Genomic DNA, 18,449 nt, shown 5'->3' on the forward strand with positions numbered 1-18,449 from the left:
CGGAAAAATGAAATCGGACCGCTTGTCTAAGAATGGAGGCTGACCTAGGATTGTCTACACAACGTTATCCTTTTGCATATGATCCGGCAGAGCCCTTTGTATCCCGTTTAGGGGAATGGGTTGCCGATGTTTTTTACGATATTTTACCTGAGTCCGGCTTCGAGGTACGGGATGAACAGATTTTTATGGCGTACCAGCTTGAACGGGCCTATGGAGATAAAAAGACCATTATGGCTGAGGCCGGTGTAGGAACAGGCAAGACGTTAGTCTATCTGCTCTACGCGGTCTGTTATGCACGTTATACGGGTAAACCGGCGGTGATCGCCTGTGCCGATGAGTCCTTGATTGAACAGCTCGTTAAGCCGGGCGGAGATATTGCGAAGCTGGCTGCACATCTGGACTTGGAAGTGGACGCACGTCTGGGCAAATCACCCGACCAATACGTCTGTCTGAACAAATTAAGTGCGGTGAGATTTGCGGATGAAGATGCGCCTGTCATTGAAGAAGTGCATGAGAGCCTTCCGGACTTTGTGAATACACCGGGTACGCTTCAGGCATTCCATCCGTATGGTGACCGCAAACAGTATCCGCATCTGAACGATCGCCAGTGGAACAAAATTAACTGGGACCCTTTTCAAGACTGCTTCGTTTGTCCAAAAAGACAACGCTGCGGCCTGACGCTATCGCGTGACCATTACCGTCGTTCCAAGGACATCATTATCTGTTCCCATGATTACTACATGGAGCATGTGTGGACCTATGAAGCGCGTAAACGTGAGGGTCAATTGCCACTGTTGCCAGATCACAGCTCGGTTGTATTTGATGAAGGACATTTGCTGGAAGAAGCAGCCCTGAACGCATTGAGCTACAAATTGAAACACCGTATCTTCGAGGAACTTGTGACTCGCCTGCTTGAAGGAGAGATTCGTGAATCCCTCGCCGAGTGTGTGGATGAAGCCATTGAGAGCAGTGAACGACTGTTCGCGCTGCTGGATACGTATACGGTGGCTATTCCCGGATCGGAACGGAAAGAAGTAAGGGTAGAACCGCCGCTGCTGCGTGAGATTGAACGGCTGACCAGCGTATTGGATGCGATCGGCGAAGAGTTGGTATTTGAGAGCGGCTTGTTCTCGCTTGATGGCTATCAGATGCGTGTCGTGGAGGAACATCTGGACATGATTCAGTCCGCACTTGCGCTGTTCCGTAAGGAAGATGGGTACATCTGTTGGGCTGAGGAGAGCGAAGACGAAACGACGTTATCCATCATGCCGCGTACCGTGAAGGAAATTCTGAACGAGCGTGTGTTTAATACAGGCATTCCGATTGTCTTCTCATCAGCAACGTTATCCGTGGACAGTTCATTCCGTTATGTGGCAGACAGCCTGGGGATTGATGATTTTGTATCGTTCTCGGTAGCTTCACCATATGACTACGCGGACAAAATGCAGATGAAGATTACAGATGAAACGGTACCCGGTCACCCGGAAAATGAAAATCGATTGCGTGACGCCGTATCGCTGCTTCAGGAGAGTGGGGGCCGTGCGCTGATTCTGTTCCGTACGATGGAGGAGCTGCGCGCATTCAAGCAAGACATCGCTCAAGTCCCTGAGGCTCAAGAGTTACGCTTTATGTATGAAGGAGATCGGGAGATCAGTGACCTGATTGCCGCTTTCCAGCAGGATGAGGAGAGTGTGCTATGCTCCGTCAATCTGTGGGAAGGTCTGGACGTTCCAGGACCGTCATTATCCAATGTCATGATCTGGTCGCTTCCATACCCACCGCAAGATCCTGTCTTTAATGCAAAACGCAGTGCATCGGCAGCGCCTTACGAGGAGATCGATCTTCCGTACATGCTGCTGCGCGTGAAGCAAGGTCTGGGACGTTTGATTCGGACGAGCAGTGACTCGGGGTCAGCCGCGATTCTCGACGAATCGTTGTACAGCAAAAAAGAAGCCAAAGACCGCATTGCGGCCCTGCTTCCCGAAGGTGTAGAATGGACAACCCTGACTCACTAGTTCACATTCATATTTAGAATATTTAACTTAACTGGCTCCCTTTCCAGAGTAAGTACTTGTACGCTGCGGATTCAACGTCCGGCTGTGATCAAGCGCTCATTTTGGAGGGGAGCCTTTGACTTGTTGTAAGAGTTTTTCTTTGTTAAAAAATACCCATGCTCAAATACCGTTCCCCGGTATCGGGCGCAATGCAGAGCACTCGGTAACCCGGCCCCAGTTCCCGCGCGATGCGCAGGGAGGCCCACACCGAAGCGCCAGAGGAAGGGCCGAGCAGCAACCCTTCCCGGGCAGCAAGCTGCCGCATCGTATCCAGTGCATCCTCATCGGACACCTGGATAATGGCATCCCACACGTCGGTATTCAGAATATCCGGAATGAACCCCGGACTTGTACCGACGAGCTTGTGAGGTCCGGGCTCGCCACCGGACAACACCGGAGAACCTTTCGGCTCCACTGCATAGATGCGAATGTCCGGCAGCTGCTTGCGCAGTTCTTCTCCCGTTCCGGTGATCGTACCGCCAGTTCCCGCCGTGGCAATGAAGGCGTCCAGCTTGCCTTCCATCTGCTGCATAATTTCGGGAGCGGTGGTGATCCGGTGGATATCCGGGTTCGCCTGATTCTCGAATTGCTGGGGAATGAAACTTCCCGGAATGTCGGCCTGAAGCTCTTTGGCTTTGCGGATCGCACCGGGCATCCGCTCTGCGGCAGGGGTAAGTACCACATCTGCGCCATAGGCTTTCAGAATATTGATGCGTTCCTTGGACATGTTATCCGGCATGATCAGAATAGCCTTATATCCTTTGGCTGCGGCGTTCATCGCAAGACCGATGCCGGTATTGCCGCTGGTCGGTTCGATAATGGTTGCGCCGGGAAGCAGCAGTCCTGCCCGTTCAGCCTGAACGATCAGGTTGTAGGCGGCACGGTCTTTGACGCTGCCGCTGGGATTGAAATATTCCAGTTTGACGTATACGTCAGCGGAATCGCTGCCTGTAAGTCTGTTCAATTTAACGGCAGGTGTCTGGCCGATCAGTTCGGTCACATCTGCGGCAATGCCTGTATGTGCGGGTGATTGATTTTTAATTAGATGCGAATTCAAGTCCATGAAGTCCAACTCCTTGATTGATAAGACGTTGAAAGCTAATCCCAATGAACAAGTCTGTCCGCCGTTAATGGCTGGCAGGCTTGTTTGCTTATAGGAATCAATTTTCATTACAAGTCTGAACGGAATGTACAGACAAGTCTATTCCATCTTAATGAACGCAGCCTCCCGGGGTCAACCTGTTTCAATTAGGCACATGGGTGGGGAGCCGGAGGAGTAAGTGGACTAAATATGTGAATTCAAACTATGACGGGTACATCAAGCAGATGAATCAGCTATAACGGCTGCGCCAAATCCATATCCAAATGCCGACTAAGCTCTTTTTTGACTTCATTCCGCGCGAACGTCCACAGCATATAGAACCGCTGCAAATATCCTCTGCACAGATACTGGGTTTCGATCCCGTCCACCTGCCGTTTCTCCTCCAGAACCTTGACGCCACGAGTTCTCATCTGTTTGCGAAGCGTCAGCATTTCCTTGAGCACTTCATTCTGAATACGGGTCAGGGACAGGATGTAGACTTCTGGCATCTTGAGCTGCAACGTATCCAGCGTGCGAATATCCCGTTCAAGTACATCCAGCAGCAAGGTGCGTACAACCATACTTTTAATCAATCGGTGGTCTTCATCCGCAGGGGATGGGGCGGAAGGGGAGGATGACATACTTTCACTTCCTTAACCTTGAATATAAATCGACTAATTAAGAACAAATGTTCCTGTTCTGTATTATAGTCAGCATAAGCTTGACTCATACTGGTTTCAACCTGAAATTTTTTACAATCCCTTTATTTAACATAGGCTTGATCGCTAGAAACCCTTATATAGTGCGGGTCCAAGGTCATATTGAGAACACCGTTATGTATTAGAGAACTCACCACTTTAGCATAATGTTCAGAATCGGTTCAGAATCAATCGTTATAATGTCCGTACATTATCTAGTTACACTGGAGGAGGAGGAGAGCAGAAGTCAGAGATACATACCAGAAGAGTATAAGTAGCTAATTCGTCTACCAGCAAAATAGATAGTTTTTAGTGGATTTCGTAGGATGTGTATGCAGATAGAGTACTGGTTGTGGAGTAACTCATGGATGGTATAAAGGGAGAGGATGAGGGTGATGATCAGGAAGGTGCTGAAGGTTAAAAAAGCGGTTACCATGCTGTTGGTGTGTCTGTTAATTTTCGGAGGTGTTCCCGGATTTCAGACGTTGAGCGTGGATCGCGCCTATGCCGCAAGTGGGACATGGACAGATGTAGGCGGAGCCGGCTTCACATCAGGACAGGTAGAAAATATTACTTTTGTTTTTGATCGGGAGGGTACACCGTACACCGTTTTCAGGGATATAGGTAATAACAATAAAGCAACAGTTATGAAATACATTTCTGGCGGATGGCAATCCGTTGGACCACTCGGCTTTTCTGCTGGGGAAGCTTGGACTTCATCGCTCGCATTTGATTCTCAAAATACTCCATACGTTGCTTATCAGGATGTTGATAATGGAGATAAGGCAACTGTTATGAGATTCAACGGGAATCAGTGGGAGGTTGTGGGCAGTGCTAGTTTTACAGCTGGAGCTGCGGTGTACGTTACGCTTGCATTTAGTCCTGATGATACGCTCTATATTGGTTACCGGGATCATGCTGCAGATACTAAAGTGACGGTTAAAAAATGGAATGGAAATCAGTGGGAGACAGTTGGAACGGCCGGTTTTACGACAGGTGGTATTGCACTCGAGATGTCCAAACTGATTTTCGATGCTAACGGAATTCCCTATTTTGCTTTTATAGATTCAGATAATCGTAAAGCCACTGTAATGAAGTTTACAGGCAATCAGTGGGAAATTGTAGGAGCGGCAGAATTCACACCAGGACAAGTGTCATATCCTTCCCTAGCTTTTGGTCCCGATAATGTGCCTTATATTGCTTTTCAGGACGAGGCCAACAGTTACAAAGCAACCGTAATGAAACTGAATGGCAGCCAATGGGAAGTGGTAGGGAGCGCGGGTTTCTCATCAGGAGCATCGTATAATCTGTCTTTGGATTTTGATCCGCAAGGTGTCCCTTACACAGCTTTTAGAAATATAGTTAATCATAGCATGGAACCGCAGGGTGTAATGATGAAGCTTGACGGAAATCAGTGGACTATGGTTGGCGGCAAGCCGTACTCTGCAGGTCAAATGGACGAATCTTCGCTTGCTTTTGGTCCGAACGGAATGCCATATGTTGCTTATGCAGACAACACTAAAGGGAATAAAATGACTGTCATGACGCTTTCTACGGAACATTCAGTGGTTTACAATGCTAATGGTGCGACCACTGGAAGTGTTCCAGTAGACCATCTAAAATATGAAAAAGATACAACAGTGACAGTGTTGGATAACACGGAAGCACTTGAGAAGGAAGATTATCAGTTTACAGGGTGGAACACAGCCGCAGACGGGAGTGGCACCAGCTACAGCGCTGGGGATACTTTCTCCATGAATGATAATGACGTTACGCTGTATGCACAGTGGCAACCCCTTTATGTAAATATCAGTTTTGAATCTAACGGGGGAACAGAGATTGAAGGTCAAAAGGTGAGCTATAATAGCTCGGCAATCATCCCTACCGCCCCGGAAAAGACGGGTTACTCGTTCTTTGGTTGGTATAAGGATGGTCAGCTACAGCAGGCTTTTGATTTTAATACCAATTTGACGAAAGATATTATGCTTTATGCAAAGTGGAAGTCTTCCACAGCAATTCTCTCAGGCCTGACGGTAAGTTCAGGGGTTTTGACACCGGACTTCTCTGCAGAGGAGCTTGATTATCATATGGATGTCGAATCTGACGTGACGAGTGTGAGCTTCTCCTTGGGTAAAGCAGATGCAGGACAAGACGTAACCGTGACAGGTGCTACGTATGAGTCGATGACGGATGATATATACACATATAACGTTTCGGAGCTGGCATATGGGTCGAACCCCGTAGTCATAAACGTTCAAGCAGAGGACGGCAGTAGTAATAGCTACACCCTTAATATTAACCGCATCGACATCACTAACGCCAAACTGAGTACAATGAATCTAACTAACGTCACATTTTCTCCGGTGTTCAGTTCGGATGTGGAGTTGTACGAAGCGACGGTCAGCAATTCGGTCAGCGCGACTGAGATTAGCGTTGAACCGGATCAAACAGGTGTTACTGTGAAAATTAATGGTGTTAGCGCCAATAGTACAGTTGTGCCATTAGTCAGTGGAGTGAATACAATCACTATTGAAGTGACTGCACTGGATGGAGTAAGCAAGAAAACCTATACGCTGAACATCAAGCGCAATAGTAATAGTTCAGGTGGATCGGGTGGAAATGGAAACTCCGGTGGGGGATCTGGCGGCTCGGGTGGTTCCAGTTCTGGGGGAAGCAATGCAAGTACACCAGGGACAAACACAGTCGTAACTCCGCTATCCACAGGTGCTCAGGTGCTCGTGAACGGTAAAGCCGAGAACGCTGGAAGTTTGACCACTACTGAAGTGAACGGACGAAAAGTCGTAACCCTTGCAGTGGACGCACGCCTTATTGCACAAAAGCTCCAAACCGAGGGGAACAACGCCATCGTCACGATTCCCGTGACAGGCAACAGCCAAGGAGATCAGATTGTAGGTGAGCTGACGGGTCAGACGGTCAAACTCATGGCTGACAAACAAGCAGTACTGGTGCTTCAAACGGATATTGCTTCTTACACGTTACCTGCACAGCAGGTTAATATTGAGCAACTCGCCCAGCAACTTGGTTTGAATTCCAGCACTTCTTTGGAGAACATCAAATTGCGCATCGAAATTTCACAGCCATCAGAAGTTGTCATACAGACAGCACAGACAGCAGCTCAGCACAATGGATATACTCTTCTGGGATCACCGGTTGATTTCAAAGTAACAGCCACCTTCGATAACAAATCTGTTAGCGTGGATAAGTTCAATAGCTATGTATCCCGTACGATTGCATTACCAAGTAACGTAGATCCAAATCAGATCACCACGGGTGTTGTAGTAGATGAAGATGGTACTGTACGTCATATACCAACGAAAATTACACAGGTCAATGGAATATACCATGCACAGATTAACAGCTTGACCAACAGTGTGTATGCCGTTATCTGGCACCCGCATACCTTCACCGATGTTGCCACACACTGGGCCGAGATAGACGTGAATGATATGGGTTCACGTATGGTTATCGAGGGCATTACGGACACCACATTTGAACCGAACCGTGGAGTTACACGTGCGGAATTCGCTACCATCTTGGTACGTGGATTAGGATTGAAACCTGAAGAACAGATTAACTCCTTCAATGACGTGAATGGAAGCGAATGGTACGCAGATGCTGTGAAAACGGCGTCCAGCTACGGTTTAATCGATGGATACGAAGATGGAACATTCCGTCCACAGACACAGATTACACGTCAGGAAGCTATGGTGCTCATTAAACGTGCTACGAAACTGACTGGAATGGATACAACTGTGAGTGGTCGGGATGTTAAGGATTGGTCTGATTACGCAGACGCCGAGCAGGTAGCAAGTTGGGCGGAGGAAGCAGTATCAACCAGCATCCACACTGGACTTGTGTCTGGACGTGGAAAAGATACGATTGCCCCGAAACAATCGATTACCCGTGCCGAAACTGCAGTGATCATACGTAGGTTGCTTCAGCAGTCCGGTCTGATCTAGGTTCATAACAATATATTTTCTAAATATCTTCGGTATTCATATGTGGAACAGGCAGCGCGAGATATGCGTTGCCTGTTTTTTGCATATGGTATTGCACTATAGATAGGATACAAAAAAACTTCTCTTCTACACACTTGTCGATAAAACTATAATTTGTTATTTACAGAACATATGTTCTTATATTATAATTGGAAATAGGAATGGAGAGGAAAGTGTTAGTAACAGCCTACATTGTCTCCTTTTTTCTCTTCTTTTAAAAACATCATTCAGGACAAGCCTTCTCCAAAATAAGGTATAATTTTTGGGTTTTGCAGGAAACCTAAGGGCATAAAGAAAACAACTTGATGTAACAGAGGAATGGATGAAGTGCCTTTGGGACGGTCCGTTGGTACTACCGACGGTTATGAAGAGGATTGCCAAAGCATTGCAACAAAAAAGGCCCTGCCTTGGGCGGCGGGGCCAGATGATCTGCCGAACCAGACGGCAGAGTTGTATATGAGCATAAAGCGGTTAAGCCAGATACTGAGGTTTCTCGTAAAGAGCCTCTTTTTCCAGAATCACTTTGTAAGGTCTTTCCTTACCCTTCAGGGAAGGGCCAATCGTAGTCAGCGGTACGGCCGGTTTGTGGAAACGATCTTCTTCCTTAGGTTCCGGAACCGGTCGTGATGCTTCGGGCGCAGAACTGAGGCGTACCTTTTTCTCGCTGCCCCAGCGCTTGCTTATTTTTTTCGTTTCCGGTTTCATTCCGGTTCGCCTCCTAACAAATCGTTGATGGCGTTGAACAGATGACGATTCTCCAAGTCAATCTGCTGAAATATCGCCTCATCCGCTTCAATATGTCCAATAATGTGGACTGTAATTACATATCTCTTGGCTACAGGATAGCATAGCAGATACTCTTTCTCAAGGTAATCGTCGTAGAGATTGATCTTGATTTTGTTCTCCAGGTAAGAATCAATGACCAGAATACGCTTCGGATCATTGGGCTGCTTGTCGTCATTGGCGGACAAGTTATATTTTCTCCCCGGTTCCCCAACATTACCACATAATTGCTCAATATGACCACTGTCATCTGTACGGTATATGGCTGTTCCGCGTACAGCGAATGGAGGATGAGAGACAAAGGCACTGCGGAGTGCGTCGCTCATTCGCTCCAACATTACCGAGTCTGCTTTGCGGGTTCGCAGCAATTCCCTGAAGAATCGCAGCAGCTTGAGCAGTTGTAACCGTGCCTCCCCCTCAGACCTTTTGTGCTTCTCAATGATTTTTTCCACTTCGGGATCGCTCCAGCGTCCCTGTTCTTCGATGCTGTCCGCGATTTTGGAGCAGGCCACGGAGACGGCTGGCGCCCATTTCCCATCTGAACGAATTTCATAAACGAGTGGATTTAATCCCAGCAGGTCTGTAGGCATGCGTAAACCTTCAATTTTGGAGGCGTCTTTGATGTCCGTAATATCCTCAGGAAGAATGAAAAAAATGCGCTTTCGTCCTAGCCGGCCCATAAACAAACCCATTTCCAGCATTGTATTATCACGAACAGAAGCATAGTACTTCCCACGAATTTTCGATATATCATCCGGATGAAAAATAAAAATGGCAAAGTCAGTCGTACGAACTTCTGCTTCCAGATCGTCCATGGTATAACTGCTTGGATTAAAAACTCCGGAGTACCAAGGGGTAACTTCGGCCGAGAAACGTAAGTTTTCGTGTACTGCGGCTGCAATCGGCTTCGCTTCCAGCGAGCAGCCAATAAAGACTCTTGGCTTTAACGTTTTCATCAATCCGCCTCGCTTAAACGGTAGTGGGAATCAATTGTTATATTATACCATAAAAAGCAGAGTAAGTCTGGAAACGTTTCGCTGAACCAAAGATAAGCCGATTACATCTGCTATAGTGTATGTGCAAGAGGGAAATGATTCCTTTAAAATCCGCGGAAAAATAAAAAATGGACCCAAATTGTCACAGTTGGGTGACTGGACAGTTATATTTGGAAGCTTCAATCATAGAATGAAGGAGCAGATTGCACCATTAGGTAGAGAAGCTTGTCCTGGTGTGGCTGTTTGGCGACTTATGCAGGACAAAGTGTGCTTTTTGCGCATTTTTGAAGGGTCTGCTGTTTCGACCCAATCACATCGGTGTTATATAATAGAAGAATAAGCAAGTTAGCTTAGATTTTTAAACTAAACCTTTACACGGTAACGGAGAGTGTAGAACCCGTCTGAAGAAACGAAGTGTTCGCCTTTATCACAGGATTTTTCCCTTAGGAAAAGGGAATCAATAAAATCCGGGGATAACAGCGATTGGAAGAGGGTGCTACAATCGAAGTGATTAGTGTAAAGTATACGTTTAATTGGCATAGCTAACCACCAACAGACAGAAAGGATCAGGATACCATGAGTTCCCGAAGGATAATCTCCCCAAGGACGATCTGGAAACGTTACGATCTCTCTTACACTTAGCGCCCCTTGTAGAGTACACCACCGTAAAGAAAAAAAACGGCTGACTCTGCGAAAGAGGGGATTGGAATGAATAATATTCGAAGGACAAATACGATGATTTCTTCCAGGCTTGCCTTTTGCAGGGTACGGTCGGTGCAAACCAACCTTTACAAACTGCGAGGGAACCTGAATGAAGAGAACATCGTTAACCTTACAACAAGTTAAGACAGAGGCGGGTAAATTCGCCATTATGCTGCTCGGAACGTTTATTTTGGCATTTGCCTACTATCACATTAATTTTCAGAATCATTTATCGGAGGGCGGATTTGTCGGTCTGGCCCTGCTTGGAAAATACGCGACAGGCTTATCACCTGCCATCGGCATGCTGCTGCTGGATATTCCAGTTATGATTCTGGCCTGGTTCATCAAGGGCTGGAAGTTCATGATTCAGGCGCTGCTAGGTGTGGCTGCATTCTCATTGTTCTATGACGGGTTTGAGCGGTACTCCACCCTGGTCATTCCGTTTCACGGTAATCTGTGGATTCCGGCAGTCCTGTCCGGTGTTATCACCGGTGTGGGAGCTGGCATGGTGCTTCGATTCGGAGGAGCGACAGGCGGAGACGACATTCTGGCGGTGCTCATTAGCCGTTGGAAGGGCTGGAAGCTGGGAACGGTTTTCTTTGTCAGCGATGCGTTTGTACTCGGATTGTCGCTTTTCTTTCTACCGGTAAAAGAAACTTTATATACCATTCTGGCGGTATGGATTGCCAGCAAAGTTATAACGTATATGGTCAGTTTCCCGGCTCGTCGGACAGTTACGACTTCTGCTGTGAAGCTACCCGTGTCAACTGCAGCCAAAGTGGTCAGCGGTGCCTCACAACGAGCTCCGGTGGCTAGAGGGGTTTCGCATTAAACTTAACCCTCACCCTATCCGGAATGAATCTTGTTCGGGTAAGGTGGGCTTGCCTCATACCAAACATAAAGCCCTTTTGCATGCTTGATGGGAATCATTCCATTAGCGGCGAAGGGCTTTTTGCTTGCTCTAGTATATAAATAGACGTAGTACATTCACATATATCCTATTTTAGAACAGATCCAATTAAGGCTTGATGGAAGAAGCAATTTGACCATCTTCATTATGGATAATAGCCCGAATGTTCTGTTTTTCACTCTTTTCTTTGGCAGCATCCACAGCCTCGGTTTTGGTTCGGAACGTAGCCAGAGATTTGGATTGACCTTCTTCCTTGATGGCCCAGCCAGAGTCGGCAGGAACGACATGAATATTATCATGGGCTCTTGGAAGAAGAGACAGGCTCGGAATGACGGCGTGGAGATGAGGATTTTCCATGCTCCGATTTGCTGTCTGATGAAGAATGTTTCGTATCCTGCTTCGAATTCTTCGACGTGAGATGATTCTCATCCCATTCTTCTGCTTTTGCAGTAGCGATCGCAATGGAGCGTCCTTCCTCATAACCGTCATCCAGCAGTGCATTGGCAATTTCGATGGCCTTATGTCTGACACGAGGCTCCAGATTTTTCATGGAAACGGGATAATCCTGTTTGTTCCACGGCATATTGATTCCCTCCTGTACAATATAAGTTATTTGTATATTACCCTGTACCCGGATGAATAAACGATTGTTTTGGAGAACCTCGAAGCTTTTGCTGTGGATTTTGTACATTCTACCGTTCAACTTCTCTGCACTTTTCTATACTTTTTTATGTGGATGAGGAGTATAATGCTTCCATACTTAAAGGTACAATAGAAGCACATTAGGAAAAGACAAGGAGATTTACATATGTTTAGTTTGAGCCTAGCCATCCCTATGTTGTTTACCATGCTTATTCATGCTGCTGACAGTCTGTCCTATGCGCTGCGCCTTGGGGGATTACGTACTCGCAGAATAGCGCTGGCCTTGTCCCTATCCGGAATTTTGCTGCTGGTCTCGCGTACCTCCAATATGGCCCAAGGGCCGATGGTAGGTAATCTGGTGGACACAGCGACAAGTGGAGGAAACCCACATTTTGCAGCGCAGCTGCACTGGCTAATGGGTGCGGCTACGGTAGGAACAGCCATAGCGATATTATGTTTTCCAACTATGGTTAAACTCGCTTCCCGGATGGTTGTTCATTTTGAGGCGGCAGGGTCGATTCCTTCCATGGTTAGAGGCATGCTGAAGCGCAGCAAGATCAAAAATGCAACGTATTATATTACCCCACCATCTTGGAAGATGGCGAAACGATTAGTACAACATGGCATGCCCAGACGTCTAATGATGTTGAACATAGCGGTGACAGCAATTTATACGACCGGAGTCCTGTCCAGTCTTTACGCTGCGTATCTTTATCCGGGGCAGGCTGTAGCTGCTTCACAATCCACCGGACTCATTAATGGAGTAGCGACCATTCTGTTAACGATCCTGATCGATCCTCGTATTTCGTTGCTCAGCGACAAATCACTGCGCGGTGAAATCCGGCTGGATCGAATGAATCAGATCTATGGTTGTATGCTCATATCTCGTTTATTCGGCACATTGTTGGCTCAGTTGTTATTGATTCCATTTGCCTATTGGATCGGCTGGATTGTAAGTATGATGTGATAGCCGATGTGAAGAGGTAGGTAAGAAGAGAAGTAACCCTGATTCCGATCTATATACAAAAAGGCACACTAAAAAGGGGATTTCCCATATGTCATAAACATGATGGGAATCCCCTTTTTGGTGTATTGCGCAGCGGTCGATTCGTTAGCGCTTCATTCAATTCCGTTACTTTATTGAACCGTTACTTAATTAAACAGTACGGCGTATTCGGCGTATCCTTCTTTTTCTAGATCTTCTTTGGGTACAAAACGAAGCGCCGCGGAATTGATGCAATAACGCATTCCACCCGCTTCGGCAGGGCCGTCGTTGAACAGGTGACCCAGATGGGAATCTCCTTCACGACTTCTCACTTCGGTCCGAATCATGAAGTGGCTGAGATCCGTTTTTTCCTTCACATTGTAGTCCCGGAGTGGACGGGTGAAGCTTGGCCAGCCGCAGCCGGAATCGTATTTGTCGGTGGAACTGAACAGCGGCTCACCGGATACGATGTCCACGTAAATTCCGTCACCGTGGTGATCCCAGAACTCGTTGTGGAACGCTGGTTCGGTTGCGTTGTTCTGGGTAACTTCATATTGCAGCGCCGTCAGACGCTCTTTCAGGCCGTCTTTATCCACTTTGCCGGACCACGTGCGTTCGATAAAGTCTTCGCGTCCAGAACCTTTGCGGTACCGTTTGTAGTGCGCAGGGTTTTTGTGGTGGTAACCTTGGTGATGCTCCTCTGCTTCATAGAACGTTTTCGCTGGCAAAATCGGTGTGAAGATGGGTTTGTCGAAGCGTCCGCTTTGTGCCAGAGCTGCTTTGGAAGCTTCTGCGATCTGGCGCTGTTCTTCACTATGATAGAAGATGGCCGTCTGATAAGATGATCCACGGTCGTGGAATTGTCCACCCGTATCTGTTGGGTCGATCTGTTGCCAGAACAATTCAACGAGCTTCTCATAAGGGAAGATGGCCGGGTCAAACGTAATTTGAACGGCCTCTACATGACCTGTCGTTTCCGAGCAGACCTCCTCATACGTTGGGTTCTCGGTATGTCCTCCTGTATACCCCGATACAATCTTATGAATGCCGGGCAGTTCCTCGAAGGGGGATACCATACACCAGAAGCATCCGCCTGCAAAAGTTGCTTTTTCACTTGAATGTTGTTCCATGCTATAGTCACTCCATTTCTGATGAAGATCGATATTTTGGCTTACTCTTCTATTATATCCTGAATTGGCAAGCCAACCAAGCAGGATCGTAAAGAGGATGAATCTGTACTGTTTCTGACTGGCCCGATTTAGATTTTTTTACGAGAGCGCAAGCGAAACAAGAGCAATATTATCGTCATGAACACCAGATAACCGGCAAGGATCAACAGACTCAGCCAGATCGATGATTCTGCTTGCGCACCCGCGTAGGCAAAAACAAAAATTGCAGGCAGTTTGCCAATCGCCGTCGCGACCATGAATACCCAGAATGGGGTGTAGGTAATGCCCGCGTAGATATTAACCGCCATTTGGGGCACGATGGGCAACAGTCGCATAGACATGATACCCATGAAGGGATGAGCCTCCATCCATGTTGTAAATCGATTCAAACCTCGAATGCGTTCGAGATAGGACCTGGATTGATTTCTGAATATCGTTCTTGCTCCGGTGTATACCAGCAGTGCAGCAAGCGTGGTTCCAAGCCAGCATATCCAGGCAGCTGTTGTGGTACCGTAACTGTAGCCAAAGGCAATAATGACGATTTTGTACGGAATTACGGGTACAAGAGCAAACAACGTCGCCATGGCGAGTAAAAGTGGAATGGACTGATGCAGATCGGTCCAGGCCAGCAGTTCATATCTGTAAATAAACGTGACTCCGGCAAGTAAAACATATAAGAGGAGCCATAACCATTTTCGCAAAATCCCAAACGCTCCTTTCAGACCAGGAAAGCCCACCTTCATCCCAATCCGTATGGCTTTCTCTCTAAAGTTTACCACGTTCGACCAACGGATGAACAATTCGTGCTGGCTCTGGCTTCAATCACTGGCATGTTGCTGCCTGAAGGGTTACACTATAGGACGTAGAAATATAGAACTCATCTGAAGGTGGAATGATCATAATGGAAACAACCAAGCGAACCCGTGCTGCGATCATCGGACTCGGGGATATTGCACGTAAAGTATATTTGCCGCTGTTGACTGCCCACTCGAACGTGGAAATCACGGGGATTATGAACCGTTCTCCCGAGCCGGTGAAGGAAATTCAGCATACCTATAGATTGAATAATGGCACAACGGATATGAAAGAATTGTTGTCCTGGGATCTGGATGCGGTGTTTGTACATACAGCGACAGAAGCCCATTTTGACATTGTCATGCAATGTTTGGAGCGGGGGCTGGCTGTATATGTGGACAAACCTCTGTCCTATACATTGCGGGAGTCGGAAGAAATGACCGCTTTTGCCGAAGCGCAAGGCCTATTGTTGGCCGTAGGATTTAACCGGAGATTTGCACCATTGTATCAAAATGCGAAAGATTGGATGCATGCTGGACAAGGCTTCGAATCCCTGACAGTCACCAAGCATCGGACAGGTATTCAGGATCGTCCGGCTGCGGAAACCATTTATGATGATCTGATTCATATCCTTGACCTGATGTTATGGTATTCCGATCACAATGTGCAGCTGCTCCATCAGTGGATACGCAAAAATGAACTGGACCGATTGCTGCATGCGGCAGGATCAGCCAAGCTGGGCAGAACGGCGTATGGTAGATTTGATATGGTACGCCAAGCTGGAGCAGATTTGGAGAAACTTGAATTGTACGGCGGGGGGCGATCGGTAGAAGTGGTCAACATGGACATGGCGAAGTATGAGGAACGCGGCGCACAGGAACGCAAGGTAACCTTTGGCAGCTGGGAAAGTATTTTGAACCGAAGAGGATTCACAGGAGCCATTGATCAATTTTTGGCAAATCTTGAAACCCCGGATGACTGTGCGATCAGTGCGAGTCACGTCATGGACAGCCATGACTTGGCTGAACAGCTGATCCGCGGTTGATTTTGCAGAAGGGTAGTGCGGGAGTGTGAATGTAGGCTTCCGCACCGATGATTCATTAAACGATATTGGAGGAACAATAACACCATGGATGAATATGAAAAAGAACGCAGCAAACAGATTGAGGAAGTGGTAATCGAGACGTATAAACAGGAAGAGGAAATGATGATTCTGGTATTTGCCCAGTGGTGTGTAAATCAGGAACTGGATCCGGAAGAGATGTACCGGCAAGCCTACCCGGAACAACTGAGCAACGAGCGTTTGCAGCAGGTGCTGAAGCTGGTTGTATCCAAGGAGGAAGCCGGTGACATTCCGGATGATACCGTATTGGGCGTACTGTCCATGTTTGGCAACGAAGATCTGGCTATGGTTGTATCCGAGGCGATTGCCGCGCGCAAATAAATTTCGGTTACGAATAATACGTATTAATGAAGCGATTACATCTGTTCCCGGTGAATGACGCGGAATTCTTTGGGCGACATGCCAAACCGGGAGCGGAACACCCGATGAAAATACGTATAATTGTTAAAGCCGGAAGATTCAGCTACATGTTCAAGCGTCATAGGACTAAAAATAATCCGTTCTCTGGCCATGTTCAGCCGTACATCAAGCGTATACTGCATAATACTTTTACCAAACGCTTCTTTGAAGAGATGAACTCCCCGTGAAACGCTGATTCCAATATGGGTAGCTATATCTTCAAGCTTGAATAGAGAAGAAGCGTTCTCCTCGATGTAACTTTTAATCTCATACGCCACATAGTTGGTATTGGTATTGGTCGGATGCTCCGAGAGCAAACGATCCACTTCAAGACATAGAATGCGCATATAATAACTGGAGATTTCAGGGTAAGGATTGGAAATACGGCGCTGCTCCAGTACGAGCTGACGAAACAGGGTGAGCAGGCTTTCGGTCAGCTGCACCTTGATCCGGTTCGGCCTCTTGTGATGTTTCCACCACTCATCCACCCAGTCCCCATTGAAGAAAATGTGGTAATCACCACTCTCCACAACTCGTTCACCCATTGGGTTTTTCTCTTTGTCTACTCTTAGTTCATACGGTTCATCGGGATTATAAAGAAGCAGATCACCCGCATCAACAAGCGACATGACGCCGTCTACACGGGCTCTGCACCGTCCGTCCGTCTGGAGCCTCATCAGGTAATTCTTTACTCCCTCAGGATGCAAGCCTATATATGGTTTGCGATGAAACGAGAAGCCTGCTGTAAGAACCTGGCAGGAATAATCAGTCGGCATTGGCATACTCCTTGCAATTTGAAAATTATGACCAGATAGTTCATGTTTCGATCATATTATTCATTTTAATTGAAGCCGAAACGGAATACCATAGTATTAAATTCAAGTGCAAACAATCAAGTGCAAAACCTTCAATTACAAACATGCGAGTTACAGGTTCTCACCATTCATAAGGAGATGAACACCACTGTGGAGAAAATGAAAGCAGGCATTATTGGTTGCGGTAACATTAGCGCCATTTATCTGGAGAATTTAAAAGATAATCCTCTCATTGAAGTGGTGGCTGTTGCGGATCTGATCCGTGAACGGGCACAAGAACGAGCTGATGAATTCAATATCGCAAACGTTTACAATGTAGATGAGTTGCTGCAAGATAACGAGATTGAGCTTGTGCTAAACCTCACGGTTCCTGGCAGTCATGCCATGACGGATCTGGCTGTGCTTGAAGCAGGCAAACATGTGTATGCCGAGAAACCACTGGCAATCTCTCTTGAGGATGGTCGCAAGGTAATCGAACTGGCCGAGGAAAAAGGATTGTATGTCGGTTCAGCACCGGATACGTTCCTTGGATCGGGCATTCAGACTGCACGCAAGGTGATTGAAGAAGGACTGATCGGCAAGCCGATTGCGGCAACTTCATTCTTCATGGGTGGAGGGCCGGAGGCCTGGCATCCGAATCCAGAGTTCTTTTATGTCGCTGGTGGTGGACCAATGTTCGATATGGGGCCTTACTATTTGACCGCTTTGATTACTCTCCTTGGACCGATTCGTAGAATCAGTTCCTCGGCGGGTGTACAGATCACAGATCGCGTTATTGGTTCCGGACCGAAGGAAGGTACACTTCTTCAGGTACAGACGCCAACACATCTGGCAGGAACGATTGATTTTGAGGAAGGTGCCATTGCAACAATGATCACCAGCTTCGATATCCGGGGCGCTTCGGATTTGCCGCGAATTGAAATTTACGGTACCGAAGGCACACTGAGCATACCGGACCCCAACTTTTTTAATGGGGAAGTGAAGCTGCGCAGATTCGGTCAGGACACATGGGAGACTGTGACGCCTGCTTTTGAAAGCAGACAGAACGAGCGCGGGATCGGCGTTACTGAAATGGTTGAATCCATTCGAGCCGGACGCGAACACAAGGCCAGTGGCAAGCTCGCCTACCATGTGCTTGAAGCTATGCATGCGTTCCAGCGCTCCTCGCTTGAGGGCAAACACATCCAGCTGGAGAGCACTTATGAAGCAGGAGCAGGAAACAATACAGATGAAAATCAGTCAGAGGCTGTAAAGTCAAACTAATTGATTTCGGATGAGG

At 47.3% G+C, this 18,449-nt stretch carries 15 protein-coding genes and 1 pseudogene; 7 read left to right on the top strand and 9 right to left on the bottom strand.

Going from position 1 to position 18,449, the window contains the following annotated elements; all coding sequences use genetic code 11:
• Positions 1–32 precede the first annotated feature (32 nt).
• Positions 33–2,015, top strand: coding sequence for an ATP-dependent DNA helicase (locus AMS66_RS30620; protein ID WP_053784361.1), 1,983 nt, complete (start codon positions 33–35; stop codon positions 2,013–2,015).
• A gap of 142 nt (positions 2,016–2,157) precedes the next feature.
• On the opposite strand, the gene cysK is transcribed toward AMS66_RS30620, so the two are convergent.
• Positions 2,158–3,117 carry a cysteine synthase A gene (gene cysK, locus AMS66_RS30625; RefSeq protein ID WP_201782248.1) on the bottom strand — a complete coding sequence of 320 codons (960 nt, stop codon included), beginning with the start codon at positions 3,115–3,117 and terminating at the stop codon, positions 2,158–2,160.
• 272 nt (positions 3,118–3,389) lie between these two features.
• Positions 3,390–3,776, bottom strand: a complete 387-nt coding sequence (locus AMS66_RS30630; RefSeq protein ID WP_053784362.1) for a hypothetical protein — start codon at positions 3,774–3,776, stop codon at positions 3,390–3,392.
• Between the two features lie 452 nt (positions 3,777–4,228).
• Between AMS66_RS30630 and AMS66_RS30635 the strand changes: the two genes are divergently transcribed.
• Entirely contained in the window at positions 4,229–7,813 is a 3,585-nt protein-coding gene (locus tag AMS66_RS30635; protein WP_053784363.1) for an S-layer homology domain-containing protein, read from the top strand.
• Positions 7,814–8,323: 510 nt separating this feature from the next.
• Here the strand turns inward: AMS66_RS30635 and AMS66_RS30640 are convergent.
• Together AMS66_RS30640 and AMS66_RS30645 are read right to left on the bottom strand one after the other, a co-directional pair.
• Positions 8,324–8,557, bottom strand: coding sequence for a hypothetical protein (locus AMS66_RS30640; protein WP_053784364.1), 234 nt, complete (start codon positions 8,555–8,557; stop codon positions 8,324–8,326).
• Positions 8,554–9,591 carry a nucleotide-binding protein gene (locus AMS66_RS30645; RefSeq protein WP_053784365.1) on the bottom strand — a complete coding sequence of 346 codons (1,038 nt, stop codon included), beginning with the start codon at positions 9,589–9,591 and terminating at the stop codon, positions 8,554–8,556. The genes AMS66_RS30640 and AMS66_RS30645 overlap by 4 nt, the downstream gene beginning before the upstream one ends.
• 850 nt (positions 9,592–10,441) lie before the next feature.
• Here AMS66_RS30645 and AMS66_RS30650 point away from each other — a divergent pair.
• Positions 10,442–11,164, top strand: a complete 723-nt coding sequence (locus AMS66_RS30650) for a YitT family protein (RefSeq protein WP_053784366.1) — start codon at positions 10,442–10,444, stop codon at positions 11,162–11,164.
• Between the two features lie 186 nt (positions 11,165–11,350).
• Here the strand turns inward: AMS66_RS30650 and AMS66_RS34835 are convergent, their stop codons facing one another.
• Together AMS66_RS34835 and AMS66_RS34885 are read right to left on the bottom strand one after the other, a co-directional pair.
• Positions 11,351–11,599, bottom strand: coding sequence for a DUF2188 domain-containing protein (locus tag AMS66_RS34835; RefSeq protein WP_236703696.1), 249 nt, complete (start codon positions 11,597–11,599; stop codon positions 11,351–11,353).
• A gap of 49 nt (positions 11,600–11,648) precedes the next feature.
• Positions 11,649–11,825: pseudogene (locus AMS66_RS34885) on the bottom strand (DUF2188 domain-containing protein); the annotation flags it as partial.
• A gap of 225 nt (positions 11,826–12,050) precedes the next feature.
• Between AMS66_RS34885 and AMS66_RS30660 the strand changes: the two are divergent.
• On the top strand, positions 12,051–12,851 hold the full coding sequence (locus AMS66_RS30660) for a lipid II flippase Amj family protein (protein ID WP_053784367.1): 801 nt from the start codon (positions 12,051–12,053) through the stop codon (positions 12,849–12,851).
• 185 nt (positions 12,852–13,036) lie between these two features.
• Here the strand turns inward: AMS66_RS30660 and msrA are convergent, their stop codons facing one another.
• Complete coding sequence (gene msrA, locus AMS66_RS30665; RefSeq protein WP_053784368.1) at positions 13,037–13,999, bottom strand: peptide-methionine (S)-S-oxide reductase MsrA; 963 nt, start codon at positions 13,997–13,999, stop codon at positions 13,037–13,039.
• A 128-nt stretch (positions 14,000–14,127) separates the two neighbouring features.
• Positions 14,128–14,739: a TVP38/TMEM64 family protein gene (locus tag AMS66_RS30670; protein WP_053784520.1), complete on the bottom strand. Its 612-nt coding sequence runs from the start codon at positions 14,737–14,739 to the stop codon at positions 14,128–14,130.
• 200 nt (positions 14,740–14,939) lie between these two features.
• Between AMS66_RS30670 and AMS66_RS30675 the strand changes: the two genes are divergently transcribed.
• Positions 14,940–15,878 (top strand): Gfo/Idh/MocA family protein, encoded by a 939-nt coding sequence (locus AMS66_RS30675; protein ID WP_053784369.1) that lies wholly within the window; start codon positions 14,940–14,942, stop codon positions 15,876–15,878.
• A gap of 84 nt (positions 15,879–15,962) precedes the next feature.
• Positions 15,963–16,277, top strand: coding sequence for a hypothetical protein (locus tag AMS66_RS30680; RefSeq protein ID WP_053784370.1), 315 nt, complete (start codon positions 15,963–15,965; stop codon positions 16,275–16,277).
• Between the two features lie 35 nt (positions 16,278–16,312).
• On the opposite strand, the gene AMS66_RS30685 is transcribed toward AMS66_RS30680, so the two are convergent.
• Positions 16,313–17,131: an AraC family transcriptional regulator gene (locus tag AMS66_RS30685; RefSeq protein ID WP_053784371.1), complete on the bottom strand. Its 819-nt coding sequence runs from the start codon at positions 17,129–17,131 to the stop codon at positions 16,313–16,315.
• 189 nt (positions 17,132–17,320) lie between these two features.
• Here AMS66_RS30685 and AMS66_RS30690 point away from each other — a divergent pair, with 189 nt between their 5' ends.
• Positions 17,321–18,433 (top strand): Gfo/Idh/MocA family protein, encoded by a 1,113-nt coding sequence (locus tag AMS66_RS30690; RefSeq protein WP_053784372.1) that lies wholly within the window; start codon positions 17,321–17,323, stop codon positions 18,431–18,433.
• Positions 18,434–18,449: the final 16 nt, after the last annotated feature.

It is taken from the genome of Paenibacillus xylanivorans (assembly GCF_001280595.1).
GTDB lineage: Bacteria > Bacillota > Bacilli > Paenibacillales > Paenibacillaceae > Paenibacillus > Paenibacillus xylanivorans.

Coding starts and splice junctions, on each gene's coding strand:
- AMS66_RS34835 (WP_236703696.1), bottom strand. CDS start 11,599: ATGGAAAATCCTCATCTCCACGCCGTCATTCCGAGCCTGTCTCTTCTT.
- AMS66_RS30685 (WP_053784371.1), bottom strand. CDS start 17,131: ATGCCGACTGATTATTCCTGCCAGGTTCTTACAGCAGGCTTCTCGTTT.
- AMS66_RS30680 (WP_053784370.1), top strand. CDS start 15,963: ATGGATGAATATGAAAAAGAACGCAGCAAACAGATTGAGGAAGTGGTA.
- AMS66_RS30650 (WP_053784366.1), top strand. CDS start 10,442: ATGAAGAGAACATCGTTAACCTTACAACAAGTTAAGACAGAGGCGGGT.
- AMS66_RS30660 (WP_053784367.1), top strand. CDS start 12,051: ATGTTTAGTTTGAGCCTAGCCATCCCTATGTTGTTTACCATGCTTATT.
- AMS66_RS30635 (WP_053784363.1), top strand. CDS start 4,229: ATGATCAGGAAGGTGCTGAAGGTTAAAAAAGCGGTTACCATGCTGTTG.
- msrA (WP_053784368.1), bottom strand. CDS start 13,999: ATGGAACAACATTCAAGTGAAAAAGCAACTTTTGCAGGCGGATGCTTC.
- AMS66_RS30675 (WP_053784369.1), top strand. CDS start 14,940: ATGGAAACAACCAAGCGAACCCGTGCTGCGATCATCGGACTCGGGGAT.
- AMS66_RS30640 (WP_053784364.1), bottom strand. CDS start 8,557: ATGAAACCGGAAACGAAAAAAATAAGCAAGCGCTGGGGCAGCGAGAAA.
- AMS66_RS30630 (WP_053784362.1), bottom strand. CDS start 3,776: ATGTCATCCTCCCCTTCCGCCCCATCCCCTGCGGATGAAGACCACCGA.
- cysK (WP_201782248.1), bottom strand. CDS start 3,117: ATGGACTTGAATTCGCATCTAATTAAAAATCAATCACCCGCACATACA.
- AMS66_RS30620 (WP_053784361.1), top strand. CDS start 33: ATGGAGGCTGACCTAGGATTGTCTACACAACGTTATCCTTTTGCATAT.
- AMS66_RS30645 (WP_053784365.1), bottom strand. CDS start 9,591: ATGAAAACGTTAAAGCCAAGAGTCTTTATTGGCTGCTCGCTGGAAGCG.